The organism is Methylophilus luteus, assembly GCF_042676265.1.
Classification (GTDB): domain Bacteria; phylum Pseudomonadota; class Gammaproteobacteria; order Burkholderiales; family Methylophilaceae; genus Methylophilus; species Methylophilus luteus.
Genome location: NZ_JBHTKB010000003.1, coordinates 349,229 through 372,617, shown reverse-complemented (window position 1 = coordinate 372,617; position 23,389 = coordinate 349,229). Strand labels below are relative to the sequence as shown.

At 49.5% G+C, this 23,389-nt stretch carries 21 protein-coding genes; 8 read left to right on the top strand and 13 right to left on the bottom strand.

The genetic code is table 11. The features are described from left to right. Positions 1 to 25: 25 nt before the first annotated feature. Positions 26 to 448 carry an RDD family protein gene (locus ACFQ1Z_RS14065; protein WP_379058828.1) on the bottom strand — a complete coding sequence of 141 codons (423 nt, stop codon included), beginning with the start codon at positions 446 to 448 and terminating at the stop codon, positions 26 to 28. 151 nt (positions 449 to 599) lie between these two features. On the opposite strand from ACFQ1Z_RS14065, the gene ACFQ1Z_RS14060 reads away from it, so the two are divergent. The 4 genes from ACFQ1Z_RS14060 to ACFQ1Z_RS14045 all read left to right on the top strand — a co-directional run bounded on the left by ACFQ1Z_RS14060 (position 600) and on the right by ACFQ1Z_RS14045 (position 3,559). Then, positions 600 to 1,439, top strand: coding sequence for a hypothetical protein (locus ACFQ1Z_RS14060; RefSeq protein ID WP_379058826.1), 840 nt, complete (start codon positions 600 to 602; stop codon positions 1,437 to 1,439). Between the two features lie 169 nt (positions 1,440 to 1,608). Beyond that, a complete protein-coding gene (locus ACFQ1Z_RS14055; protein WP_379058823.1) occupies positions 1,609 to 2,442 on the top strand; it encodes a DUF2167 domain-containing protein in 834 nt (277 codons plus the stop codon). Beyond that, complete coding sequence (locus ACFQ1Z_RS14050; RefSeq protein WP_379058820.1) at positions 2,442 to 3,161, top strand: hypothetical protein; 720 nt, start codon at positions 2,442 to 2,444, stop codon at positions 3,159 to 3,161. The genes ACFQ1Z_RS14055 and ACFQ1Z_RS14050 overlap by 1 nt, the downstream gene beginning before the upstream one ends. Further along, entirely contained in the window at positions 3,158 to 3,559 is a 402-nt protein-coding gene (locus ACFQ1Z_RS14045; RefSeq protein ID WP_379058817.1) for a J domain-containing protein, read from the top strand. The genes ACFQ1Z_RS14050 and ACFQ1Z_RS14045 overlap by 4 nt, the downstream gene beginning before the upstream one ends. A 56-nt stretch (positions 3,560 to 3,615) precedes the next feature. Here the strand turns inward: ACFQ1Z_RS14045 and ACFQ1Z_RS14040 are convergent, their stop codons facing one another. Further along, positions 3,616 to 4,260 carry a hypothetical protein gene (locus tag ACFQ1Z_RS14040; protein ID WP_379058814.1) on the bottom strand — a complete coding sequence of 215 codons (645 nt, stop codon included), beginning with the start codon at positions 4,258 to 4,260 and terminating at the stop codon, positions 3,616 to 3,618. Between the two features lie 240 nt (positions 4,261 to 4,500). On the opposite strand from ACFQ1Z_RS14040, the gene ACFQ1Z_RS14035 reads away from it, so the two are divergent. After that, complete coding sequence (locus tag ACFQ1Z_RS14035) at positions 4,501 to 6,810, top strand: hybrid sensor histidine kinase/response regulator (RefSeq protein ID WP_379058812.1); 2,310 nt, start codon at positions 4,501 to 4,503, stop codon at positions 6,808 to 6,810. A 263-nt stretch (positions 6,811 to 7,073) separates the two neighbouring features. On the opposite strand, the gene ACFQ1Z_RS14030 is transcribed toward ACFQ1Z_RS14035, so the two are convergent. The 4 genes from ACFQ1Z_RS14030 to ACFQ1Z_RS14015 all read right to left on the bottom strand — a co-directional run bounded on the left by ACFQ1Z_RS14030 (position 7,074) and on the right by ACFQ1Z_RS14015 (position 12,462). Continuing rightward, positions 7,074 to 8,930 (bottom strand): ATP-dependent nuclease, encoded by a 1,857-nt coding sequence (locus ACFQ1Z_RS14030; RefSeq protein ID WP_379058809.1) that lies wholly within the window; start codon positions 8,928 to 8,930, stop codon positions 7,074 to 7,076. 81 nt (positions 8,931 to 9,011) lie between these two features. After that, the gene (locus tag ACFQ1Z_RS14025) at positions 9,012 to 9,704 is read right to left on the bottom strand and encodes a TSCPD domain-containing protein (RefSeq protein WP_379058807.1); all 693 of its coding nucleotides are present in this window, start codon (positions 9,702 to 9,704) and stop codon (positions 9,012 to 9,014) included. A 192-nt stretch (positions 9,705 to 9,896) separates the two neighbouring features. After that, entirely contained in the window at positions 9,897 to 12,065 is a 2,169-nt protein-coding gene (locus tag ACFQ1Z_RS14020) for an adenosylcobalamin-dependent ribonucleoside-diphosphate reductase (RefSeq protein WP_379058805.1), read from the bottom strand. A gap of 268 nt (positions 12,066 to 12,333) precedes the next feature. Next, the gene (locus ACFQ1Z_RS14015) at positions 12,334 to 12,462 is read right to left on the bottom strand and encodes a hypothetical protein (RefSeq protein ID WP_379058803.1); all 129 of its coding nucleotides are present in this window, start codon (positions 12,460 to 12,462) and stop codon (positions 12,334 to 12,336) included. Here ACFQ1Z_RS14015 and waaA point away from each other — a divergent pair. Further along, the gene (waaA, locus tag ACFQ1Z_RS14010; protein ID WP_379058800.1) at positions 12,461 to 13,726 is read left to right on the top strand and encodes a lipid IV(A) 3-deoxy-D-manno-octulosonic acid transferase; all 1,266 of its coding nucleotides are present in this window, start codon (positions 12,461 to 12,463) and stop codon (positions 13,724 to 13,726) included. The genes ACFQ1Z_RS14015 and waaA overlap by 2 nt on opposite strands. Positions 13,727 to 13,842: 116 nt before the next feature. Here waaA and ACFQ1Z_RS14005 read toward each other — a convergent pair whose 3' ends face one another. The 6 genes from ACFQ1Z_RS14005 to ACFQ1Z_RS13980 all read right to left on the bottom strand — a co-directional run bounded on the left by ACFQ1Z_RS14005 (position 13,843) and on the right by ACFQ1Z_RS13980 (position 22,114). Continuing rightward, on the bottom strand, positions 13,843 to 15,249 hold the full coding sequence (locus tag ACFQ1Z_RS14005) for a TolC family protein (RefSeq protein ID WP_379058922.1): 1,407 nt from the start codon (positions 15,247 to 15,249) through the stop codon (positions 13,843 to 13,845). A gap of 61 nt (positions 15,250 to 15,310) precedes the next feature. Next, positions 15,311 to 18,502, bottom strand: a complete 3,192-nt coding sequence (locus ACFQ1Z_RS14000) for an efflux RND transporter permease subunit (protein ID WP_379058797.1) — start codon at positions 18,500 to 18,502, stop codon at positions 15,311 to 15,313. A 22-nt stretch (positions 18,503 to 18,524) separates the two neighbouring features. Continuing rightward, complete coding sequence (locus ACFQ1Z_RS13995; RefSeq protein ID WP_379058795.1) at positions 18,525 to 19,604, bottom strand: efflux RND transporter periplasmic adaptor subunit; 1,080 nt, start codon at positions 19,602 to 19,604, stop codon at positions 18,525 to 18,527. A 289-nt stretch (positions 19,605 to 19,893) separates the two neighbouring features. After that, a complete protein-coding gene (locus tag ACFQ1Z_RS13990; RefSeq protein WP_379058792.1) occupies positions 19,894 to 20,229 on the bottom strand; it encodes a hypothetical protein in 336 nt (111 codons plus the stop codon). A gap of 264 nt (positions 20,230 to 20,493) precedes the next feature. Continuing rightward, positions 20,494 to 20,850, bottom strand: a complete 357-nt coding sequence (locus ACFQ1Z_RS13985; RefSeq protein WP_379058789.1) for a DUF4186 domain-containing protein — start codon at positions 20,848 to 20,850, stop codon at positions 20,494 to 20,496. A 31-nt stretch (positions 20,851 to 20,881) separates the two neighbouring features. Beyond that, positions 20,882 to 22,114 (bottom strand): MFS transporter, encoded by a 1,233-nt coding sequence (locus ACFQ1Z_RS13980; protein WP_379058786.1) that lies wholly within the window; start codon positions 22,112 to 22,114, stop codon positions 20,882 to 20,884. A 298-nt stretch (positions 22,115 to 22,412) separates the two neighbouring features. Here ACFQ1Z_RS13980 and ACFQ1Z_RS13975 point away from each other — a divergent pair, with 298 nt between their 5' ends. Then, positions 22,413 to 22,547, top strand: a complete 135-nt coding sequence (locus tag ACFQ1Z_RS13975) for a hypothetical protein (protein ID WP_379058783.1) — start codon at positions 22,413 to 22,415, stop codon at positions 22,545 to 22,547. A gap of 26 nt (positions 22,548 to 22,573) precedes the next feature. Here ACFQ1Z_RS13975 and ACFQ1Z_RS13970 read toward each other — a convergent pair whose 3' ends face one another. Next, positions 22,574 to 22,729 carry a PEP-CTERM sorting domain-containing protein gene (locus ACFQ1Z_RS13970; RefSeq protein WP_379058780.1) on the bottom strand — a complete coding sequence of 52 codons (156 nt, stop codon included), beginning with the start codon at positions 22,727 to 22,729 and terminating at the stop codon, positions 22,574 to 22,576. A gap of 188 nt (positions 22,730 to 22,917) precedes the next feature. On the opposite strand from ACFQ1Z_RS13970, the gene ACFQ1Z_RS13965 reads away from it, so the two are divergent. Next, positions 22,918 to 23,295, top strand: a complete 378-nt coding sequence (locus tag ACFQ1Z_RS13965; protein WP_379058777.1) for a DUF6232 family protein — start codon at positions 22,918 to 22,920, stop codon at positions 23,293 to 23,295. Positions 23,296 to 23,389 lie beyond the last annotated feature (94 nt).

Below are 23,389 nucleotides of genomic sequence, written 5' to 3'. Positions count from 1 at the left end.
AGGGTTTAGCCTTGTGAGCAGCCATTTATTGGCGACGGATGACCACAGTACCGGCTAATTTGTCATGCCATCCTTGTTTACGTCTATCAAAGGCAATCCAGATCACGCCCAAACCCAAGGCAAAGAACGAAAGGTAATATCCGACATATCGTCCAATACCTTGTGCCACAGAAATATTACCTCCAGTTTCTGCGTCTACAATTTCAGCAAATACAGCCATTTTCCCTGGAGTGCCTCGCTTTTTAATCCATAGCAAAATGACAAGCGCAGGATAAACAAACCAGGAGATTAAATTTGAAACAGGCGCAAAGTAAATATTCTTATCGTTAAAGCCGGTCAACTGGTATGTCCAGAGCAGTAAGTAAGCAATGATCAACAAAATGACCGTATCTACTATGGTTGCAAAAAAGCGTGGCCAGAATCCAACATACTCAACATTATCTAACATGCGTTTCCCCCTTATCATTAGGCTCGTAAAGCTTGATCTATATATTTAAACTTGTATAACTGCGCCGAGGATTATACATAGATTTACAATGCTGACTGGGATCGAACAATAGCCATAATAAAGCGCTTATTTGAGTATCTGAGATGATCTAATGACCTACGACTTCACACTACCGCACACATATGCCACTGTCCGACTACAAAACTTAAACGTGGCCGAACAAACCAGGCTGCTGCCGCAAGTGTTTGCGCTTGCCAGAGAGCAGTACCCCGAATGGCCTGCCGAGCAATTGCAAAACTGGCTTGCAGCTCTGGCTGGCGGCAATCAAAACGGCACCAAAATGGCAGTCTCGGTAGTGCTGGATGCACAAGGCAAAGTGGCCGCCACCAGCGCAATGGAGCTTTATCGCAATGGCACCGCCATGATCAACTACAGCCTGGCCCGAAAAGATTCTGAAAACTACGCCTCGCTTATCTATGCTGCCACTAAAGATATGGCTGCCGGCATCAAAGAGCTACAAGCACGCGGAGAAATCATCCACTTTGTTGGCAAAGAACATCACTTAAAAAGCCTGCGTGCGATTGCCGGCTACTACGCAGTTGGCAACGTACCCATTGATGGCCCGACCTCGCTGCTAACGGCTAAAGTGAAATATTACGAAGTGGCCTATGGTGACCCGAAAGAGGTAGAAAACCAGGCCAGGATAGACCATGCGTTTAAGTTAGCGGACCCTAAAACTGGGTATACAGAAGAGGAAGATGTGCACCTGTGGCTGGTTGGTGACTTTACTCCCAGCGATCCGAACAAACCGCTAGCTGAATTGCTCAGGGCGCTGGCGGAAAGCTATGCCAAAGAACACAGCATATTTCGGGAAAAGGATTACCGGTTAGACCCTGGCTATCTCTCCTTGCACCAGCTTGCTAACAAGCTTCCAGTAAGCGCTACCTATCAGCAAGCAGTAACGGCTTCAAAACGTGGTGCAACGCAATAGCAGGATATGGCTTAAATTAACCAGACTACGCGCTCGCTCGAGTATATTACAGTTAGTACAGCTACCAAACCGTGTGGTAACCATAGCTCCAAAAGGTCGGATCCACTTGATTTTGTAAATTGTTGTACTATTTACTTTCTCAAAAAAAATGACAATACAGGGAGACAATATGAGAATAATTAATTTACTGCTAGCGATATCAATCTTAACAGCACCGCTCTTTGCAAAAGCAGCCACTGAAAATAATCCTTTTGCAAATCTCAAATGGCAAACAGGACCTAGCACACAGTCAATCGATGGCAAAGGAGTGCTAGTTATACCTGAAAACTATTTGTATTTAGATCAAGACGAAACCAAGAAGTATTCTGAGTTAAATCATAATCCAAGCTCGGGGGAGGAATCTTTATTAACTAATGGTGAAACTTGGGAAGCGTATCTTAACTTTGATCCGATTGGTTATGTTAAAGATAACGAAAAGATTGACCCTGATGAACTGCTAAATCAGTACACAGAAGCTGTCAAAAAAGGCAATGAGTATCGTAGAGAGAAAGGCTGGAATTCCTTGGATGTTGAAGGTTGGTTCTTTAAACCTCAATACGATAAGGAGAAAAAACTTCTTGAATGGGCTTTCCTGCTTAAAGACTCAGGAACTCAAAAGCCGGTAGTAAATTACTATACAAAAGTTCTGGGTAGAACTGGTGCTATTTCAGTTACCTTGGTTTCAACCCCTGAAAATATGGGTTCGGCAATAACTGACTTTAAGGAAAAGCTGAATGGATTTGAATTTAATCAAGGCGAAAAATACAGCGAATTCAAAGAAGGAGACAAAGTGGCTGAGTATGGTTTAGCTGCATTGATACTTGGTGGCGCAGCTGCTGTAGCCTCTAAAAAAGGCTTTTTTGCGGTACTGATGGCATTTTTAGCAGGTGCTTGGAAGATTTTACTTATTCCTTTTGCACTTGCGCTAGGATGGATCAAATCATTATTTAGCAAGAAGAGTTAATGGGGTTTTCTTTTGAAATTTGGATAACACTGGGCCTAATCGGTTTTTACTTATATGACTCGGCTGCTTTGGTGTTTTCCAATGAGATAGTTTTTTTTGAAACTAAAGGACGCTGGTTCGTTGCGCTTCCTACTGATCGATGGAGAGTAGTGGGAAAAAGGCTCTTTTTCCCTAACCCTTTAAAACCAAACTATTCGATGTTCATTGTACCTTGGTCCGCGACGGCGAGTTTTTATGCGAAAGATTCAAAAGACACATTCGAATTAATTTCAGCAATACGATATCTACGTTTAGCTGTAGTGCCGCTTATGCTTTTGCTTATTTTTGTTTTACCTTTAGTAATATTTAAATTGGGTATAGGCACGCCAGCATTAATTACTTTGATGCTAGTTTATTTACTCGTAATAGCAATGCTTTTTTATATCTATACTAAAAGAGAAAAACTAGGTTTAAGTAAAAGACAAGTTTTATCCCTCGCATTTGAAGCTACTTCGTGCCCTCCTTTCGCAATTAACTTAATTCGAAAAATAACAATAAAACGAAGTATCGCAAGTTGCCCGCTTGAATTTGCTTTTAAAGTTCTTGAGCCTCAAGACTTTAAAAACTTCGCTGAGGAGCTTGATAAAAAACTATCAGAAAAAATGGAGTACGAAATTGATCACGAAACTAACACTCAAATAATGAATTACAGAAAAAAAATAATGAGTATGATTCTATGAATACAGAAGAGATAGTCGTAATAATTGGCGGTCTTTTGCTAGGCTACAAAATTGTAAACTCGCTGATGAATAAAAATGAATTTCATGCTCAAAAGGCGGAAAAATTAGGTACAGAATCTAACTCTTCCGAAAATGATAAAAGACATCAGAACCATCGAAACTCAACCAATCAATCTGAGAACAAAAAGGAATTCATTGAAGATAATTGGTTTCAAACCTTAGATATTCCAGAATCAGCATCACTTGAAGAAATAAGTCTTCAATACAAACGTAAAATTCGTGAATACCATCCTGACAAAGTTGCATCATTAGGCAAAGAAATAAGAGATCTAGCAGAGTTCAAATCAAAAGAAATTAATTCCGCTTACGAATATGCAAAAAGCATAAAAGCCCCATAAAATTTGTCACCGCAATCTCATTTCTAATGGTTTATTTTTACTTAATCTAAGGTGACTTAGTTTGATTGAAGCACAACCTTACCCCAAACAAAAAACCCACCTGCTTTCGCTGAAGAATAATCCAGCTCCACCACTTTCAACTTATCCCCTATCTTAGTAACAGTAGTCACTGGTGCTTGAGAGTGCCATTTATCATTAGTGACTGCGCGAATATAGGTATCGTCTTTTACCGTCAGCACATCATCGGGTTTGATTGGCCATGTGGCGGTAGTGGTGGGTGAGCCGCCGTCTTGCCATTGGGTTTTGTTTTTATCCACGCGACCAAGGAAAACCCAGCCGGCGGATGGCAGTATTTGTGGGGCGACGCGCTCGGCTTTTAGGATGGCTTCTTTAAAGGTTTGATCGACGGGTTTATTGGATGCTTCTACTGGCGCTTCATCTGCGTTGCTGCTGGTGGAGGCAACCACTTGGGCGGTGATTTTCTCTTGGGCTTTGGCGATGATTTCTTTTTCTTCCGCGACTTCAACCGTGAAGCCCCAGCCGCCGAATTTGCTCAGGCCGCTTTCTTTAAGGAATGACTTGATATAGCTGGGCTGGAAAAAGCATATGGCGATCAAGAGTGTGATCAGGATATCTCTAGCCAGGGATGAGAATTCTTTTAAATAGAATAAGGCTGCTACCTTTTTTGGTTCTTCACTCATGGCTCTCTCCCTTTTTTATTATTTGGGCAAAACGTATTTGTGACGGACAAAAGAAATGCAGGTTAACGCATCAGCTGCAACTGTCTTTAATATAATAACTCCAATCATGAACTCAGGTTTGAATGGCGCTGTAAAGACTATCCACCAGATCACAAAACTGGGAAAGGTTGTAAGTAACGCTATAAAATTGCCTTAAGTGTCATTAAACATTGCTGCGATGAAGGGGAAGCATCCATGCGGATGGCTGATGTAATCGATTCACATTTGGACGAGATTGTTAAAGAGTGGGATGCATTCGTCGCGTCGCAATTCTCATATATCACACACATAACCCCATTGGCGGAACGTGACCATCGTCGTGAAATTCTGTTGGCGATTGCCGAAGCATTGCGTCAGCCACAATCTGGAGCAACCAATTCCGCAGCACCCGCAGCGGAAACCGGCGCTGAATTACATGGCAGGATACGTGCCGAACACGGCTTTTCGATCACCCAGATCGTAAGCGAATATCGCGCCCTGCGTGCCACAGTGATGCGGTTGTGGACCTTGAATAATACGACCTTGGCCGATGCCTCTGCCATAGAAGATGTCACGCGCTTTAACCAGGCGCTCGATCAGGCAATTGCCGAGTCTGTGGATTACTTTAACCAGGTGTTTTCCAGTGAGCGCATCGCCCGCGACACTTTAGATAAAGAGCTCAAGCTCAATCGCGGACGCCTTGAATACGCAAGCCGCCTCTCGCATGTGGGTTTCTGGTATTGCGACCTGCCTTTTGACGTGCTCGAGTGGGACGAGCGCGTAAAAAATCATTTCTTTGTCGAGCCCAGTGCAGAGGTGACGATCGAACTCTTTTACGACAGGATTCATCCGGATGACAGGGAGCTCACCCGGCAGGCGATTGATGAGTCTATCAGCAGCCGCGATGCCTACGACATCATTTACCGCACCGTGCACCCCACCACGGGTGATGTAAAGTGGATAAGGGCGCTAGGCGGCACCGATTACGATGCCGACGGGAGCCCTATCCATTTTGACGGTATCACCGTGGACGTGACGGCGCAAAAACTGGTTGAAATGCGCGTTGCAGAAAGTGAAGCCCGCCACCGTGGCGTGATCACCAATATGGATGAAGCGTTTGCCCTGTTTGACCAGGACTTTAACCTGATTGAAGTGAATGAGGCCACTTGCAAGTTTGTCGGCCTTCCGCGCGCGCAATTGCTGGGTGCTAACCAATGGCAGCTTTTCCCGGAAACATACGAATCTGACATTGGCCGAATGTACCGGCAAGTCCAGGCGGATGGACAGCCTCAATTCCTCGAACATTATTATGTGTTCCCGGATGGCCGGGCATTCTGGTTTGAGGCACGTGCTTTTAAGGTTGGCGATGGCGTGGCTGTGCTTTTCCGCGACATCACCAGAAGAATCAAACTGATTGAAGCGCTGAAAGAGTCCGACAAGCGCAAGGATGAGTTTCTTGCCATGTTGGCCCATGAGCTGCGTAACCCGCTGGCGCCGATTGTGACGGCAGGCGAGATTCTCTGGCACATTTCCAAGACCAATGAATCGGTGGCTACGCCCGCCGCCATCATCCGCCGGCAAGCCAAGCATATGACGCGGCTGATTGATGACCTGCTTGATGTCTCCCGAGTCACGCAAGGCCATATCCACCTGCAAAAAGAAGTGATCGATATCAATGAAGTGCTGGCGCAGGCGATTGAAATGTGCGCGCCGCAACTACAGGCCAAGCAACAGCACCTGACCACCACCTGCCCTGCTGCACTGTTTGTAGAAGGCGACATGGCACGGCTGGTGCAATGCGTGGCAAACATACTGACCAACGCCATCAAATATTCCGAAACCGAGACAGAGATCAAGATCAATGTCCGCAGTGAAGATGCGGAGGTGATTATTGAAGTGGCAGATACCGGTAGCGGCATTGCGCCTGAGATGCTGCCGCAGATTTTCGAGCTGTTTGTGCAGAGCCAGGTCACGCTGGACAGGTCGCAGGGAGGGCTGGGCATAGGCCTGGCGATCGTCAAGCGCCTGATCACCATGCATGGCGGCAGCGTCAGCGCGTTCAGCATGGGTGAGGGGCAAGGTTCCACATTCGAAATACGCCTGCCGCGCATCATCTCTGCAGCCACGCCTGATCCTCAGGCCAGCATCACCAAATCAGCGCCTTTGCGCATTTTGATCGTCGACGACAATATCGATGCAGCCGATACGCTCATCATGATCATGGGCATCCTAGGACATGACTCTATGGCTGTGCATAGCGCACGAGAAGCACTATCCAGTATGGATAATTTCAAGCCAGATATCATGCTGATCGATATAGGCCTGCCTGAGATCGATGGTTACGCATTAGTACAGCAACTGGCTAAACTGCCGTCGGCACAAGGCGTCAGAAAGATCGCGCTGACCGGGTATGGGCAGGCTGAAGACAAACAACGTGCGCTCGATGCCGGGTTTGACGAGCATTTGGTCAAGCCGGTCGACATTGACAAACTTGAGTCGGCGATAAATGGCAGTGAACGTGTTATAAATTGAACTGACCAGGAATCGCATCCTCCCAAGTCACGTACCATTTTTTGTTTCAATAGTTACATGGTGTATTGCTTTATAGATTTACACATTAAAGTAAAACGTGGCAATAAGCTTTACCATGTTCTCACCCACTAATCTTTTAAACCAAGTCGATTTGAAAATGATAGTGGCTGCTAGGGCAATTAAAACCTCAAACTGAAACAATGAATTTGGAATCATATTCTGCCCCCTCTTACTTAGAAATTGAAATAACCGCGTAATCCAGACTAGGGAAGCTTCTTTGCAATCTCTGCTACTAGTTTATCCAATAAAGGAAAGTTCTTTTCAAATGAGCTTCTTGCCGGTTTGAAAGAATTAGCCAATCTACCCTTAAAGGACTCGACAAGGTTTTCATTATCTTTTATACCTTTTATATAGAGGTAAGCTTTTACTTGTTTGATGAAAGGCTCTGTATCAGCCAGTACCAAATCGCACGGAGCTCCTTTATTACACTCGTTATAGAACTTATGAAAAGCAGTTTCAACATAAGTCTTTCCTAACGAATCCTCTATTGTGCATCCCTCTGGAATGGAACCAACAAGCTCCTTTAGAGTAACTACATTTTTCTCAGTATAAGAGCTTCCTAATTTTATAATTCTATTTTTATGAGCCCTTCCATCCTTATCATCGTCAAGAACAACCAAAACCGATTTTACGGTGTCATTTAGTTTTGCAGCTAATGTAACGATGTTGCTACCATGCCCGTTAGTGATTCCGTATACAGGTTTGATTTTTACCGCTAAAGCCTTTTGAATAATAACTTTATCCGAGGCTCCCTCAACTAAAATACTATGCGGATTTAGTAAGTCTTTATAAACATCTAGACCAAAAGCCTCATATAAAACCTCGTCGTCCAAGCTATCAGCATAATTCTGAATTAGTTTCTTTTCCGTTTTGGCATCACTATTTTTCTTAATAATGATATTTCTTTCCTTGTGTGTTTTATCTACTAAAAATGGTGAGTGTGTTGAGACAAATAGAAAATTCTTTTCTCCAATTTTTAAGAGCTCATCTCGCAAATCCCTTATCCCTGATGGATGTAAATGAACCTCTGGCTCATCAATTAGAATTAACTGATTAGTAAGCTTGTCATGCTTGCTTTCTATAGACAAAGATAGGATTAGAGATAAGAAATGACGAGCACCTTGGCTTCTGCCATTAATTGGAAACCTGTCATGCTTATTTTTTTCGCCTGTATCCCTTATTGAAAGCGTGAATTGTCCTGTCTCTGTTATGTCAATCACAATTTCAATATTGTGGTTCCAGACATTTTTTATATAGTCATTCAAAGACTCCTGAAGCTTACTTTGCAATTTGCTTCTCTGTTGACCATTAGAAATTCGCGCCACTACCTCTTTTATACTATCCTTCGCTTCGTATCCAGCAAGTAAAAAGATATTTTTTAGCGCCGGTTTTGAATAAGGTTTATCAGAAAAACTGACTAAGTCTTCTGTAGAAATAAGAAAGTCATCAGAAGGCTCCCAAAACGTCACCGATGGTTCATATCTACGAATAATGGTAGCGATCCGTCCCTTAAACAATTCTATAAAAGTCTCTTCACTTAGAGGCTGATACTCTTCATTTATCGCAGTTTTGCTAATTGAGTATGTATTTGTGGTACTCACTTGGCTATTAGTTGGGTTTGTTACATTTTTTGTACCTACTTTAATAAATAATCCAGGGGTGAGATTCTCTATATCAAAATTGTAAACATGCCTAAACTCATCTCCACTTGAACTTAAAAACACATTCTTTTCTACATTAATAATTTCAAAATTGAGTAGTTCAGCCCCACTCTCAATTTCTGACTTCATCTGTTTTATATAAAAACTATTATTCTCCAGATCCAAAGAAAACCATAAATCAACATAACTATCACTCTCATCTTTTTGGTTGTGATAATCCTGATACTCAAACTTACCACCTGGAATTTCTAAGAATGACATAGCCTCTAAAATATTACTTTTTCCTGACTCGTTCACACCTAAAAACATAGTGGTATAACTTGATCCATATTTTTTAATCTCAAATTCAATCTCTTGGATAGACTTGAAATTTTCAATTTTTATCTTAGTAAGCCTCATGTTATCTCCCTATTTTTGGTTTTTTTGAATACATTCTTATGCAAAAAGGAGCCGAAGCTCCTTTTTTGTTCTATCACTTGATTAACCGCACTTGCTATCACCGCAGTTCAAACAAGTCATGCATCCATCCATCAGTATGCTGGCTTTGGTATTGCACTTTTTACACAGCTGGGCACCTTTGGGGAAGCCTTCGTCGTTTGCTTCTTCGCCTGACTTGGCGTGTTTTTCCAGGTATTCGGCTTTTTTCTCTTCGACCAGTTTTTGCTGGTGCTCATCCAGGCCTGGCTTTTTCAGCATGCCGATTTCTTGCAGGTGGGTCTCTACCACTTCGCCTATCTCGGCCACCAGGCTAGGTACGAATTTGCCGCCTTTTTTAAAATAGCCGCCTGACGGTTCAAATACGCTTTTCAGCTCTTCTACCAGAAAGGTGACATCGCCACCTTTGCGGAACACGGCGGACATGACGCGGGTGAGTGCGACTATCCACTGGAAGTGTTCCATGTTTTTGGAGTTGATGAAGATCTCGAACGGGCGGCGGTGTTCTTGCGGGGTGCCTTCGTTCATGATGACGTCGTTGATGGTGATGTAGAGGGCGTGCTCGGTCACCGGGGTTTTGATCTTGTAGGTGTTGCCCACCAGCATATCCGGGCGGCTCAGAGGTTCGCCCATCTGGATAACATTGGTAGCAGCGGCGGCTGCGGCTTCGCTTGCTTTTTTGTCTTCATCGGTCACCAGTTTGTAGGCGGTGATTTTTTTGTCGATTTTGATTGCCATGTTGTTCTCCCTATTGGAGTAATCAGTTCTTTATAAATTCCATCTCTTAAAATGATCTAAATTTTAGATGGTTGCCGTCGCGAGCGAAGCCAGTGCCAGGCGAAAAGCGGTTTTAAACCGGAGTGTACAAATAGTACATGAGGATTTAAAACTGCTTTTTAACGCCGCAATGGCGAGCGCAGCAGGCAAACACTAAAATTTTCCGTAGTAGCCTTCTTTGAAGGCATCGAAAAGATTCGCCGCAGTGTGTATCTCACCGTCATATTCAATCTCTTCGTTACCTTTGGCTTCTATCTCGGTGCCATCTTCCAGCGTGAACTTGTAGGTGGTGCTTTCCAGGTCTTTCTCAGTCACCAATACGCCCTGGAACGCTTCCGGGTTAAAGCGGAAGGTGGTGCAGCCTTTCAGGCCTTTGTCATAGGCGTAGAGGTAGATGTCCTTGAAATCCTCAAAGTCATAATCGGTGGGCACGTTGATGGTTTTGGAGATAGAGCTGTCTATCCATTTTTGCGCCGCGGCCTGGATGTCGACGTGCGCTTTGGCCAGTATGGTGGATGAATCGAGGAAATAATCCGGCAGCTGTTCTTCTGCTTTGTCACTGAATGGCATGGCGTTGGCATTGACCAGTTCGCGGTAGGCCAGCAGTTCGTAGCTGAATACATCGACTTTTTCTTTGGACTTTTTGCCTTCACGGATTACGTTACGGGCATAGTGGTGGGCAAAGCTGGGCTCGATGCCGTTGCTGGCGTTGTTGGCCAGGCTCAGTGAGATGGTGCCGGTCGGTGCGATGGAGCTATGGTGAGTAAAGCGCACGCCTTTGCTGGCGATCTGGTTACGCAGGCCTTCGGGGAACTGCTGCATGTAGCGGCTGTATTTGCCCAGCAACACTTTACCGGCCAGTTTCTGGCCTACCTTGATGCCATCGGCGGCCATTTCCGGGCGCAGGCGCAGCATGTCGGCCGTCACTTCAAACTTTTCGTCCATGATAGGCGCAGCACCTTTTTCTTCGGCCAGTTGCACGCCGACCTCCCAGCCGACTTCGGCCATGATACGCGTGACTTCTTCGGTGAATTTCACCGAGTCTTCTTCACCGTATTTCATTTTCAGCATGGTGAGGGTAGAACCCAGGCCCAGATAGCCCATGCCGTGACGGCGTTTGCGCGCGATCTCCTGGCGTTGCTGCTCTAAAGGCAGGCCGTTGATCTCAACCACGTTATCAAGCATGCGCGTGAATACGCCTACCACTTCGCGGTATTCGTCCCAGTCGAAATGCGCTTGCTCGGTGAATGGCTGGCGCACAAACCTGGTCAGGTTGACCGAACCCAGCAGGCAGGCACCATAAGGTGGCAATGGCTGCTCGCCGCAAGGGTTGGTGGCGCGTATATTTTCACAGAACCAGTTGTTGTTCATTTCGTTGACGCGGTCTATCAGGATAAAGCCCGGCTCGGCAAAATCGTAGGTAGAAGACATGATCACGTCCCACAGGCGGCGTGCCTTGATGGTCTTGTAGATGCGGCAGGCGACTTTGCCGGCATCCGGGCCATCGGGCTTGCTCAGGTATTTTTGCTTGATCGGCCAGTCACGCCACACGACTTGCGACTCGTCATTGACGTTGAGGCCATCGATGATGGCTTCTTTCTCGGTGACCGGGAAAGCCAGACGCCATTCGTCATCGGCTTTGACTGCTTCCATGAATTCTTTGGTGATTAGGCAGCTCAGGTTGAACTGGCGCAAACGGCCATTCTCGCGTTTGGCCTTGATAAAGTCAGTCACGTCCGGATGGCTGATATCAAAGGTTGCCATTTGTGCGCCACGGCGGCCACCGGCAGAAGACACGGTGAAACACATTTTGTCGTAGATATCCATAAACGACAGCGGGCCGGAAGTATAGGCACCGGCACCAGCGACAAACGCGCCTTTGGGACGCAGGGTGGAGAACTCGTAACCTATGCCGCAACCGGCTTTCAAGGTCAGGCCGGCTTCGTGCACTTTGCCCAGTATATTGTCCATGCTGTCTTCCACCACGCCGGAAACGGTGCAGTTGATGGTAGAGGTGGCAGGTTTGTGCTCCAGCGCACCGGCATTAGAAGTGATACGCCCGGCAGGGATAGCACCGCGACGTAAGGCCCACAGGAATTTCTCGTGCCACTCGGCTTTTTTCTCGTCTGTGGTTTCCACATCGGCCAGCGCACGCGCAACGCGGCTGTAGGAGTCGTCCATATCAAGATCGACATGTTCACCGGTCTTGGTTTTCAGGCGGTATTTTTTATCCCAGATATCGAGCGAGACGGGCTGCACCGGGATCTCGATCTCGGCATCGTCTGCATGGGCTTTCTTGTTTGTTTCAACGGCTTTCAGCATTGTATTTCTCCCACACCTTGGTGATTATTATTGATTTGAAACATCAGCCTTTAAGCACCAAGGCTTGAGCGACTGACCTCGCTTTGCAACAGCCAGCCTGCACCCTGGCTAGCAAAAAAGCACAACCCCAAGGCAGGGGATGCGCTGAACAACCAAACACAATATGTTGTGTTATTAACTGTAATTTATGCCTATATTTTGTTGGCGTCAACCCATTTTTTATGCATTATTTTGGTGCGCCCGGCTTGTGTTTTTGCAATCACTTTAGCTACAAGGTCTCAGGCATAGGTGAGTCATCACTCACCTGCTTTTGCCGCTGTTTAGCTGTGCCGCCCGTGCCCATTTGCGTGCTGCGGGTATCGGTAGCCGCACCTTTTGTATGCGAGAATAGCGCCATGCCAAAATTCGTGTATACCGCACTCATCTATCTGGTGGCGTTGTTGCTGCCACTCAAGCTGCTCTGGCGCGGCCTGAAACAGCCGCAATATCGACTGCACTGGGCTGAACGCTATGGTTTTTTCAGGCAAAAGATCAACGCACCTGTGATCTGGGTGCACTGCGTCTCTGTCGGTGAGACCCGCGCCACCCAGCCACTGATACAGGCACTACTTAAAGAATATCCGCAACACCAGATACTGATGACACACGGCACCCCCACTGGCCGCGACACCGGCCAGCAGGTATTGCGTGACGAGATCGCCAGTGGCCGCGTGCTGCAAGCTTATTTGCCGGTAGATACGCCCGCTGCGGCCAAACGTTTTTTAAACCATTTCAACCCGGTGATCGGCTTGCTGATGGAAACCGAGTTGTGGTTTCACCTGATAGACCAGGCCGCACACAGGGGGATCCCGGTCGCGTTGCTGAGTGCGCGTTTATCAGAAAGATCGGCACGCGGTTATGCCAGGCTGGGCGCCCTTACCCGCCATGGTTTGCAACAACTGGCGCTGGTAGCGGCGCAGACTGCAGCAGATGCCGGGCGGCTGCAAGCGTTAGGCGCAAACAATGTCATGGTGTGCGGCAACCTGAAGTTTGATGTGTCACCACCGCCGAACAGCGCAGCACTAGGCGGGGCATTGCGCGAATTGCTGGGTAAACAGCGCACGGTGCTGATGGCGGCCAGTACGCGTGAAGGCGAAGAGCCGCTGATCCTGGATGCACTGCAAGGCAGCGAGGTTTTGCTGCTGTTAGTGCCGCGCCACCCGCAACGTTTCGCCGAAGTTGAAGCACTGTTAAAAGCACGCGGCCTGCGCTATGTGTTGCGTACTGAGCTACTACAGCCCCTGAACGCAGATGTACAAGTCGTGCTTGGCAACAGCATGGGTGAGATGTACACCTATTATGCGGCAAGTGATTTTGCCGTGATGGGCGGCAGCCTGCAGCCCCTGGGCGGGCAGAACCTGATTGAAGCGGCGACTATGGGCGTGCCTACCATTTTGGGGCCGCATATGTTTAATTTTGCGCAGGTGAGCACAGCCGCGGTGGCGGCGCAGGCAGCGGTGCAACTGGTGGATGTGGCAGCGCTGAAACACACGATAGAGAGCCTGGCCAGAGACAAGGTGAAACTGCAGGAAATGTCGGCAGCAGCGCAGGCATTTACGCTGCAGCACAGGGGAACAACGCAAAGACTGATAGTGGCGATCGCAGGCTTATTTAAAAGCTGAGTTAGGCGTTACTGGTTGCGCCAGACAAGGGCAGGTTAAAGACAACTACGCTTTAGCTGTGGCTTTGACGAACAAAAGCCCTGCCCCAGCAGGCTGGAGCAGGGCTGATGCTAGGGTCACTGCCAGCCACCACCCAGGGAGCGGTACAGGTTAACCACGGCAGAAACCTGTTGTTGCTTGGTCTCTATCAGTTCCATTTTCGCATCCAGTGCATCGCGCTGGGTCAACAGCACTTCCATATAGTCGGCGCGCGCGGCTTTAAACAGCTGGTTGGCGACATCGATAGATTGCGTCAATGCCTCTACCTGCTTGTTTTTCAGCTGGTAGTTCTTATCCAGGTTATCTATGTTTGAAACCTGGTTGGCGACTTCCATATAGGCGTTGATGATCTTTTGCTCGTAATCATAAGCGGCCTGCACCTGCATGGCACTGGCGCTTTTGTATTGCGCTTCGATCGCGTTACGATTGACCAGCGGCGCCATCAGGTCACCCCCCAGCGACGCCATGATGGACTGCGGCGTTTTCAGCAGGTATTTAGGGTCAAATGCCTGAAAGCCCAGCCCGGCGCGGATAGAGAACGAAGGATAGAAATTGGCTTTGGCCACGGCTATATTCAGTTTGGCCGCTGACAGCTCAAGTTCGGCCTGGCGGATATCCGGGCGGTTAGCCAGCAGCTCTGATGGCACGCCTGCCTGTACCAGTTTCGGTTGCATTTCCATAAAGTGTGCCGATGAACGCACCACCGGTTGCGAGGTCCTGCCCAGCAAAAAGTTGATACGGTTTTCGGTTTCTACGATCTGCTGTTTCAACACAAACTGGCGGCTCTGGTTCTTTTTCACCTCGGCCTCAAACCGTTTCACGGCCAGTGAGTTGGCACGCGCGTATTGCTGCAGCTGTTTCACCACTTCAAAGGCGTTTTGCTGGATGGCGATGTTCTGGTCCAGTGTCTGCAGCTCGTTATCCAGCGCAACCAGCTCATAATATGAGTTGGCGACCTCAGCTACCAGGTTGGTCACCAGAAAGTGCTTGCCCTCGATAGAGGCCATGTATTCCGTCACCGCCACCTTGGTGGCGTTACGCAATTTGTTCCACACATCCAGCTCCCACGACGCGGTCAGGCCAAACTGGTAGTTACCCAGAAAACGTGGGTTAGAACGGCCCTGCTTGATATCCAGGTTTTCTTCCACCGCGCCGTCGCGCGTGTATTTACCGACCTTTGCCTTATCGGCACTGGCGCCTATGCCCACAAATGGCAGGTACTCACCGCGCCTGGCCTGGATCTCGTTCTGGGCGACGCTGATGCGCTGCGCCATCATGTTGACTTCTTTGTTGTTCGCCACCGCGATATCGATCAGCGCGATCAGGTGCTGATCTTCAAAAAAGTCTTTCCAGTTGACGCTCGCGCTATTGCCGGCCGGCTCTACCGACTCCTGAAAGTGGGTAGGCAGACTGGTATCCGCCTGCTTGGTGGTGATGCCGGGAATGGCGCAGGATTGCAGCAGCATGGCGGTACTGCCCGCCATCAGCCAGGCCGCGGTTTTACGCGACCCCAGCAGCCACAACGTGGATTTACTTGCGTTAAGGTTAAGCTTCTTCATCATCATTTTCCAAGCCATTGCTATAGTGATAAATTTCAGTCAGAGGCTCTTGCTCCTCGTGCCTGATCAGGGTCTTACCATCGGTCATTTTGGCGAACATGTAATACAGGCCGGGGATAAGGATGACGCCGAACACGGTGCCGAACAGCATGCCGCCAAACGCCGAGGTACCTATGGTGCGGTTGCCTACAGCACCGGCGCCGGTCGCCATCACCAATGGGATCAGGCCAGCCAGAAAGGCGAACGAGGTCATCAGGATAGGCCGGAACCGCGCCTTGGCGCCCTCTATCGCCGCATCGCGCAGTGACATGCCCTGGTTGTGTTTCTGCACGGCAAATTCCACGATCAGCACCGCGTTCTTACCGAGCAGGCCCACCAGCATCACCAGCCCGACCTGTGCATAGATATCATTGGCCAGCCCCAGCGATTTCAGCAGGAAGAAAGTACCGAACACGCCGGCCGGCAATGACAGTATCACCGCCAGTGGCAATACAAAACTCTCGTACTGGGCAGCCAGCACCATGTAAACAAAGATCAGCACCACCGCAAAGATCAGCACCGCTTCGTTGCCGCGTTGCGCTTCGTCGAATGAAAGGCCTTCCCAGCCTATGTCATAGCCGTGGGGCAGCGTGGCTTTGGCGACTTCTTTCACCGCTTTGATCGCGTCGTCACTGGTATAGCCAGGTGCCGGTGCGGCACGGATGGTGGCTGAGTTATACAGGTTGTAACGGGTGATCTCGTTAGGGCCCTGCATTTTCTTCATTTTCATAAAGGCGGAATACGGCACCATCTCACCATCTTCGTTTTTCACGTAGTAGTTGAGGATGTCACTCGGGTAGCGCCTGAATTCAGGGCTGGCCTGGGTGTAAACCTTGAAGAAGTTGTTGAAACGGATAAAGCCCTGTTCGTAGGTACTGCCGATCAGGATGTTCAGGTTATCCATCGCCTTACCGATAGACACGCCTTTTTGCATGGCAGCCTTGTTGTCTATCTCCAGCTCATATTGCGGATAGTTAGCCGCATAAAAGGTGAACAGACCGGACAACTCTTTGCGCTTGCCTAGGGCAGCCATGAACTCCTGGTTGATCTTGTCGAACACATGGTAATCAGTGCCGTTGGTCTTATCCAGCAAGCGCAAGGCCAGGCCGGAAGCCGCACCATAACCAGGCACTGCCGGCGGTTCAAAATACTCGATCACCGCACCGAAGTTCTTGGTCTTTTCTTCCAGCTCTTCAATGATCTGGTGTACCGATTTACTGCGTTTGGACCAGTCTTTTAGGTTGATCAGGCAGGTACCGGCGTTAGAACCACGGCCTTCGGTGAGGATCTCGTAACCCGCCAGCGAAGAAACCGATTCAATGCCATCTATACTCTGCGCTTCTTTTTGCAGCAAGCGGGCGACCTTGTTGGTCGCTTCCAGCGTAGAGCCAGGCGGAGTCTGGATAATGGCGTAGATCTGGCCCTGGTCTTCACCGGGAATAAACCCGGCCGGCAGGGTTTTGTTGAGCACAAAGGTGCCGAAAGCAAAAGCCGCCAGTGCCAGTACCGAAAGGGTACGCACAGTCACTATCTTGCTCAGCAGTTTGGTGTAATGCCCGGTCAGGCGGTCAAACCAGCGGTTGAATTTATCGAGCAACCAGCTAATAGGCGTTTTGCGTTTAGGCTGGCCGTGATGGTTTTTCAGCAAAATGGCGCACAGTACCGGCGTCAGCGACAGCGCGACGATACCGGAGATCACGATAGCTGAAGCCATGGTGATGGAGAACTGGCGGTAAAACACCCCTACCGGGCCTGACATAAAGGCCACCGGGATAAACACTGCCGTCATCACCAGGGTGATGGCGACAATGGCGCCACCGATCTCGCCCAGCACTTTTTGCGTGGCTCTATAGGGCGTGATGTGGGCATCTTCTTCAAACTTGGCGTGCACCGCTTCTACCACCACGATGGCATTATCGACCACGATACCGATCGCCAGCACCAGCGCGAACAGGGTGATCAGGTTGATGGTGACGCCGAACAGTTGCATGCAGAAGAACGCGCCTATCAACGACACCGGCACCGCCAGGATAGGGATCAGCGTAGAGCGCCAGTCGCCCAGGAACACATACACCACCAGCGCAACCAGGAAGAAAGCTTCAACCAGTGTGTGCAGCACTTTCTCGATAGATGCATCGAGGAACTTGGATACGTCGTAATCGATCTCGTAGGCCATGCCAGCCGGGAAGTTGGGTTTCAGTTCTTCCATGCGCTTCTTCACGTTCTCAATCACCTCACTGGCGTTACTGCCATAATTTTGCTTGAGCACGATGGCAGAAGAAGGGAAGCCATCCTTGTTGGAATAAATATCGAAGAACTCGCTGCCCAGTTCTATCTTGGCCAGGTCTTTCAGTTTGAGTATCTCGCCTTCAGAATCGGCGCGGATGATGATGTCGCCATACTCTTCCGGCTTGTTGTACCTGCCCTTGTAAACCAGCACATACTCTTTGGATTGCGCCGAAATGCCCGAGCTCTGCCCCAAACGACCAGGGCGGCCTATGATGCTTTGCTCGCTGATCGCTTTCATGACGTCTTCGATAGATACCTTGTAAGCGCGCATGCGGTCAGGGTTGAGCCAGATACGCATCGCATACTGGCGGCTACCGAGGATCTTGGCGCTGGCGATACCATTGACACGCTGGATCTCGGGGATGACGTTGACGTTGGCGTAGTTATACAAAAACTTCTCGTCAGCGTTCTTATCCTTGCTGAACAGGTTGATGTACATCAGCATGCTAGGCTGCACACGCTCCACCACTACACCTTCGAGTTGCACCAGCTCAGGCAAACGGCTCATCACCTGGTCGATACGCGTCTTGACGTTGATCATGGCCTGGTTAGGGTCGGTGCCCAGGGCAAAGATCACCTGTATGGTGGCTTCACCGGCACTGGTCGCATCTGACACGATGTACTTCATGCCCGGCACACCGTTAATGGCGCGTTCTATGGTGATCAGTGACGATTGCACCAGCACGTCGGCACTCGCGCCCGGATAAGCCAGCGAGACGATCACGCGCGGCGGCGCAATATCAGGAAACTGCGAGGTCGGCAGCGACTTGATGGAAAGAAAGCCTAAAAACACGATCAATAGCGACAAAATGATCGCCATGACCGGTCTTTTGATAAAAATACTTAGCATTTTGGATTCGCTTTCTGGCTGACTATTCGGCGTAAAGGTCTAAATGGGAGTACACATGCTCAGGGGTCTGTAAATTCACTGCGATGGTTTGCCCGTTTTGCACGCGGCGCAGGCCTTCGATCAACACGCGATCATCTTCCTTGAGGCCAGATTTCACGATAAACAGATGTGGCTGTTCGGCAGCGATGGTGATCAGGCGCTGTTCCAGCTTGTTGGCTTTGCTCACCACGTAGACATAGGTCTTATCCAGCACTTCAAAGGTGGCTTTTTGCGGGATCAGCAATGCATTGGGGAAAGGCACATTCATTAAGATGTTGCCGGTCTCGCCATGCCTGAGCACGCGGTCAGGGTTGTTGAACACGGCACGGAATTCGATATTGCCGGTTTTATTGTCAAAATCACCTTCTATGGTTTCTATGGTGCCTTCCTGGTTAAACACTTGCGCGTTAGCCATTTTCAGTTTGACCTTGCGGTGTTCATCGCGGCCCTGTATCGCCATGTAATCCAGGTACTCGGCTTCCGGCACGTTGAAATACACCCACATCTTGCTGTTATCAGACAGCGTAGTCAGCAGGTCGCCTTCGTCCATCAGGCTGCCTCTACGTGCGGCCAGGTGGTCCATGACGCCGGTAAAAGGCGCCTTGATATCGGTAAAGTTCAAATGCGTCTGCGCCAGTTTGACTTCGGCATTGGCTTTATCCAATTTGGCTTTAGCCAGTGCCAGCTCATTGGGCGAGACTATGTTTTTCTCGGCCAGTGCACGCGTGTTCTCGTATTCGATCTGCACGGTCTTGGTCTCGGCTTCGGCTTTCAGCAACTCCACCTGATAGACGTTAGGCATGATCTTGAACATGGGCTGGCCCTGTTTGACCACTTGCCCTTCATCGACAAAGATATCCTGCAGGTAGCCACGCTCAAGCGCGCGCAATTCAATATGCTGGATGGCATGGATCTGGGCGACATATTCCTTGGTGATGCTGGTGTCCTTGCGCAGCGGCGTAGTCACTTCCAGTTTTGGCGGCGCCTCCTTGTGTTCTTCCTCTTGGTGGCAAGCGCTGAGCACAGTGCCAATAAAGCCTAAAACAACCAGGTGCCTAATCATTGAGTGCTGTTTAATCATAGTGTTTGTGTGTATCAGATAATGAAGAAAGGGTAAGGCAACGCACAGGTGGCCCCTAAGCTGGCGCTGGCATGAGCGATAAACCTGTCTGCTTACATATCCAGCCAGGTCGGCCGGATCCGCATGGTGCGTGACCCGTATCGTGAAGGTGATGTTGCTGGCTGGTTTGCTTGTTGAGTACGCAAGCAAGTGCTTACCTGTAGTGGCGGGTCAGCTGGGCGGGTGTGCAGGTTTAGCGCGCGCCATACCAGGCGCAAACGCGGGTGACACCTTAGTTTAAAGCAGGCGGTGCGCGCGAATGCAGGTGACGGACAACCACCGGGCGTGGGGCCACGCGACGGCGAGAGAGACACAGCAACGCAATAGGAAGCACGCAGGCAATGGTCATGCTTGCGGCAGGAGGGATTAGATAAAGCGGCGTGGTGAGAGGCGATTCGCCATCACCGGTATATTCAACGATCTCGGCCACGCGCACCCTGACGGTGTCATCGCTGTAGCTGGAATGGTCGGAGAATTCAGCGACCAATGCAAAGCCGAGTACAGTCAGCAGCACTGTGACTACCCACAGTCTGAGTTGCGTTGCGGCTGTATTCAAATGTTTATGCATTAAGTCAGTTAACGGAAAAGAATCAAGTTTCTGTAATGAGAGTTTTCAATGATGGATCAGCACAAAAAAAGCCGGTTTCAAAATGTAGTTTTCGGGCTTTACAATACTTACATTAAACGCTTTTACATGGCAAATGACAAGCCGCCAGCGCGCCAAGTTCGCACAAATTGGCCGTTTGTAAGCTGACTGTCAGCTTCGCGGCATTTATTGCACTTTGTGGTGCGTTGTGCAGGCGTTTCATGGTGAATGTGTGTGACCAGTGCTTTAATCTGCAAGCAAAGGCAGCAGCCAGCGCTCTAGCACCACCACGATATAAGCCTGCTCATCCAGACTGAGCGCCCTGCCCTGCGGGATCTTATGCCATTTGAGTAAACATCCGCGACAGCAGGTCGCCGTCGCATGTTGCGCCACAAATACCGGATGCCCGCGCATGGGCGTTTGCTGCCCCTCATTAGCGATCACGGCCGGTGCAAGCCTGTCTGCAATAAAAGCCTCGGCATGATCGAGCACCACTGCCATGCCTTTTTGCCGCAGATATTGCATATCCCTGGCATTCAGCTTAAAGCTGGTGCGAAATGTGGAACGTTGCAAGGTTTGAAACAACTGGTCCAGATCGCGCATAGGCTGCCGTTTTCTAATCTATGGCCGCTGGCTAATGTAGTTCTGACAGGTGCAGATCGCGCAGTTTTGGTGCTTTGACAGCGGTGACCCCGACCACGGCAATGGTCATGCAGCCGCCAAAGATCACCGACGGCACCAGCTCCATCAGCCTGGCCGTGAGGCCGGATTCAAACGCGCCCAGCTCATTGGATGAGCCAATAAAGATCCCATTGATAGCAGACACCCGTCCGCGCATGCCATCCGGAGTCGCCAGTTGCAAAATCGTTTGCCGCAAGATCACCGACACCGCATCCATGCTGCCGGAAACCGCCAGTATCACTATCGCCAGCCAATAGGTGCTGGTTAAGCCAAAAGCGATCATGCACAGGCCAAACCCGGCCACCGCCAGCAGCAACCAGCGGCCACTATGCTGGTGTATAGGCTTTTTGGCCAGCCAGATACCAGTGACTATGGCACCCACCGCCGGTGCAGCGCGCAACACACCCAGGCCTTCCGGGCCCATCTGGTAGACGTCATGCACAAAGGCTGGCAGCATGGCCACAGTGCCGCCAAACAGCACGGCGAACATATCCAGCAACTGCGCCGCCAGCACTACCTGGGTACGCCGGACAAAGCGCAAACCTTCGGCGATGCTGGCAAACACTTTCATAGGAGCATGGCTGCGATGCTCCTGCACGCGCAAAGTCATCGCCGCCACTGCAGCACCCAGCGCCAGCAAGGCGGATATCTCATAGGCCACATATTTATTGGCAAAACCCACCAGCAAGCCACCTATGGCCGGGCCGACGATAAGGCCGATCTGGAACATGGAACTGCCTATGCCGGATGCCCTGGCGATAGAAGCGCGCGGGATGATCAGGGCAAACAGGGTGTTATAACTGGGCGAGATCAGCGCGCGGGCAAAGCCGGTTAGCGCGACTGTGCCATAGATCCACAGCACAGTATGCGTAGGCTGATGCTGGGTGATGACCACCAGCATAGCGGCATTCAAGGCCAGAAACAGCGCCGACACGGTAGCAAAGCCGCGCCGTGAAAAATAGTGATCGACCGCATGGCCGAGAAACAAGGCACTGCTCATGTAGGGGATGACCTCGGCCAAGCCTATCAGCCCGAGTGACCACGGGTCGTGCGTCAGTTCGTAAATATGCCAGCCTATGGCAACCATCATCATCTGGTAAGAAAGCACCATCATGATACGAAAAGCGAGCAACTTGGGGAAGGCAAAGCCCTGATGGGCCAGGATCTGACGTACGGATAAAGACATGCGCTCATTATACGCTATCCGCCCTGGCGCCCTTCATAGAGGGTGCTTTGCCAGACAGCGCTATGGTAGCGGCGCGGATTATCCTACAATAGCGTGCGGGTGCGGTGAATAAGGCAGTATGCGAAGTCTATTCGCTGATGAGCCGTCGTTGACCTCGTGCGACTCTGCCGATATAGATGGGGCGCACCCGCCCTCTTTTTTTAATCAGATAATTTGCAATAAAACCAGCAGCCATAGGCAAGGGGAAATGCCTTTCGCACTGGATAGGCTATTCATGAATAATTATATAAAAATAATCATGCGTTTCTTGTATTGGTCAGGGCTAGTGATCATTCTCAGGCTGCTATGGCAGACCTATTTATTGATCAAGGTATTTCCTATCACCTCTGCCTTACTGCTGGCGGTGATAGCCATACTCACATCTTCTGAATAAGCAGTAAGCATAGCTAGCCGCCCGGCCTATTTCTGCCTGAATACGATCACGCCGATAAGCCCCAACCCGAGCAACATCAGGCTCATGCTCTCAGGCTCCGGCACCGGTGAACTGGAAGATGCAGCCGCATTCGCAGCCATAGAAGTGATCAAGGTGATCAGTAAAATCAGTTTTTGCAACATATTATTATTCTCTTGTTATTGTTAGAGGGAAGGCCAGGGATATTCTATGAGGAGCGCAAAGCTACAACAATGACCCGCTTTGGCTAAGACTAAAGCACTAGACGAGCTACTTTTTAGAGGTTGTTATGATTAGTTAATTTATAGTAATATAATGTTAACACATCTGGATGACAACACTGGAGTGACTTATGGAAGAATCCATTTACTTTAGCCAAAAGGGCATCAGCGTCAGCAATACCCGCTTTATCGTGAACGGCACGCATATCGCGATCAAGAACGTCACCACGGTGGAATCCAAAACGCTTAAACCCAGGCTCACCTTTGCCAGAGTGTGTTTGCTCGGTGGTCTGGCACTGCTGTTTGGCAATGGCAACCTGCCCTACATAGGTTTACTTTCCATGGTTTACGCCGGCATGGCCTGGCTGCTGACAACGCCTAAATATGCAGTGGTGATACATACCGTGGCCGGAGATATACAGGCCTTTATCGGTGAGAATATCCTGGACGTTGAGAATGTTCTGACCGCGTTAAATGTGGCTATCGCCCTGAGAGGGGCGCAAGAATAACACTACCCCCGGCAAAACTCAACCGCATTCCCGAACACCCCCTTCTCCTCACCTCTGGCTTAGACTGGAGGTTTTTTTTGCTTGTGTGCAGGCA

Excerpts from the sequence above, each read along its gene's own strand:
- ACFQ1Z_RS14065 (WP_379058828.1), bottom strand. The coding sequence starts at position 448 with ATGTTAGATAATGTTGAGTATGTTGGATTCTGGCCACGCTTTTTTGCA.
- ACFQ1Z_RS14060 (WP_379058826.1), top strand. The coding sequence starts at position 600 with ATGACCTACGACTTCACACTACCGCACACATATGCCACTGTCCGACTA.
- ACFQ1Z_RS14055 (WP_379058823.1), top strand. The coding sequence starts at position 1,609 with ATGAGAATAATTAATTTACTGCTAGCGATATCAATCTTAACAGCACCG.
- ACFQ1Z_RS14050 (WP_379058820.1), top strand. The coding sequence starts at position 2,442 with ATGGGGTTTTCTTTTGAAATTTGGATAACACTGGGCCTAATCGGTTTT.
- ACFQ1Z_RS14045 (WP_379058817.1), top strand. The coding sequence starts at position 3,158 with ATGAATACAGAAGAGATAGTCGTAATAATTGGCGGTCTTTTGCTAGGC.
- ACFQ1Z_RS14040 (WP_379058814.1), bottom strand. The coding sequence starts at position 4,260 with ATGAGTGAAGAACCAAAAAAGGTAGCAGCCTTATTCTATTTAAAAGAA.
- ACFQ1Z_RS14035 (WP_379058812.1), top strand. The coding sequence starts at position 4,501 with ATGGCTGATGTAATCGATTCACATTTGGACGAGATTGTTAAAGAGTGG.
- ACFQ1Z_RS14030 (WP_379058809.1), bottom strand. The coding sequence starts at position 8,930 with ATGAGGCTTACTAAGATAAAAATTGAAAATTTCAAGTCTATCCAAGAG.
- ACFQ1Z_RS14025 (WP_379058807.1), bottom strand. The coding sequence starts at position 9,704 with ATGGCAATCAAAATCGACAAAAAAATCACCGCCTACAAACTGGTGACC.
- ACFQ1Z_RS14020 (WP_379058805.1), bottom strand. The coding sequence starts at position 12,065 with ATGCTGAAAGCCGTTGAAACAAACAAGAAAGCCCATGCAGACGATGCC.
- waaA (WP_379058800.1), top strand. The coding sequence starts at position 12,461 with ATGCCAAAATTCGTGTATACCGCACTCATCTATCTGGTGGCGTTGTTG.
- ACFQ1Z_RS14015 (WP_379058803.1), bottom strand. The coding sequence starts at position 12,462 with ATGGCGCTATTCTCGCATACAAAAGGTGCGGCTACCGATACCCGCAGC.
- ACFQ1Z_RS14005 (WP_379058922.1), bottom strand. The coding sequence starts at position 15,249 with ATGGCGGGCAGTACCGCCATGCTGCTGCAATCCTGCGCCATTCCCGGC.
- ACFQ1Z_RS14000 (WP_379058797.1), bottom strand. The coding sequence starts at position 18,502 with ATGCTAAGTATTTTTATCAAAAGACCGGTCATGGCGATCATTTTGTCG.
- ACFQ1Z_RS13995 (WP_379058795.1), bottom strand. The coding sequence starts at position 19,604 with ATGATTAGGCACCTGGTTGTTTTAGGCTTTATTGGCACTGTGCTCAGC.
- ACFQ1Z_RS13990 (WP_379058792.1), bottom strand. The coding sequence starts at position 20,229 with ATGCATAAACATTTGAATACAGCCGCAACGCAACTCAGACTGTGGGTA.
- ACFQ1Z_RS13985 (WP_379058789.1), bottom strand. The coding sequence starts at position 20,850 with ATGCGCGATCTGGACCAGTTGTTTCAAACCTTGCAACGTTCCACATTT.
- ACFQ1Z_RS13980 (WP_379058786.1), bottom strand. The coding sequence starts at position 22,114 with ATGTCTTTATCCGTACGTCAGATCCTGGCCCATCAGGGCTTTGCCTTC.
- ACFQ1Z_RS13975 (WP_379058783.1), top strand. The coding sequence starts at position 22,413 with ATGCGTTTCTTGTATTGGTCAGGGCTAGTGATCATTCTCAGGCTGCTA.
- ACFQ1Z_RS13970 (WP_379058780.1), bottom strand. The coding sequence starts at position 22,729 with ATGTTGCAAAAACTGATTTTACTGATCACCTTGATCACTTCTATGGCT.
- ACFQ1Z_RS13965 (WP_379058777.1), top strand. The coding sequence starts at position 22,918 with ATGGAAGAATCCATTTACTTTAGCCAAAAGGGCATCAGCGTCAGCAAT.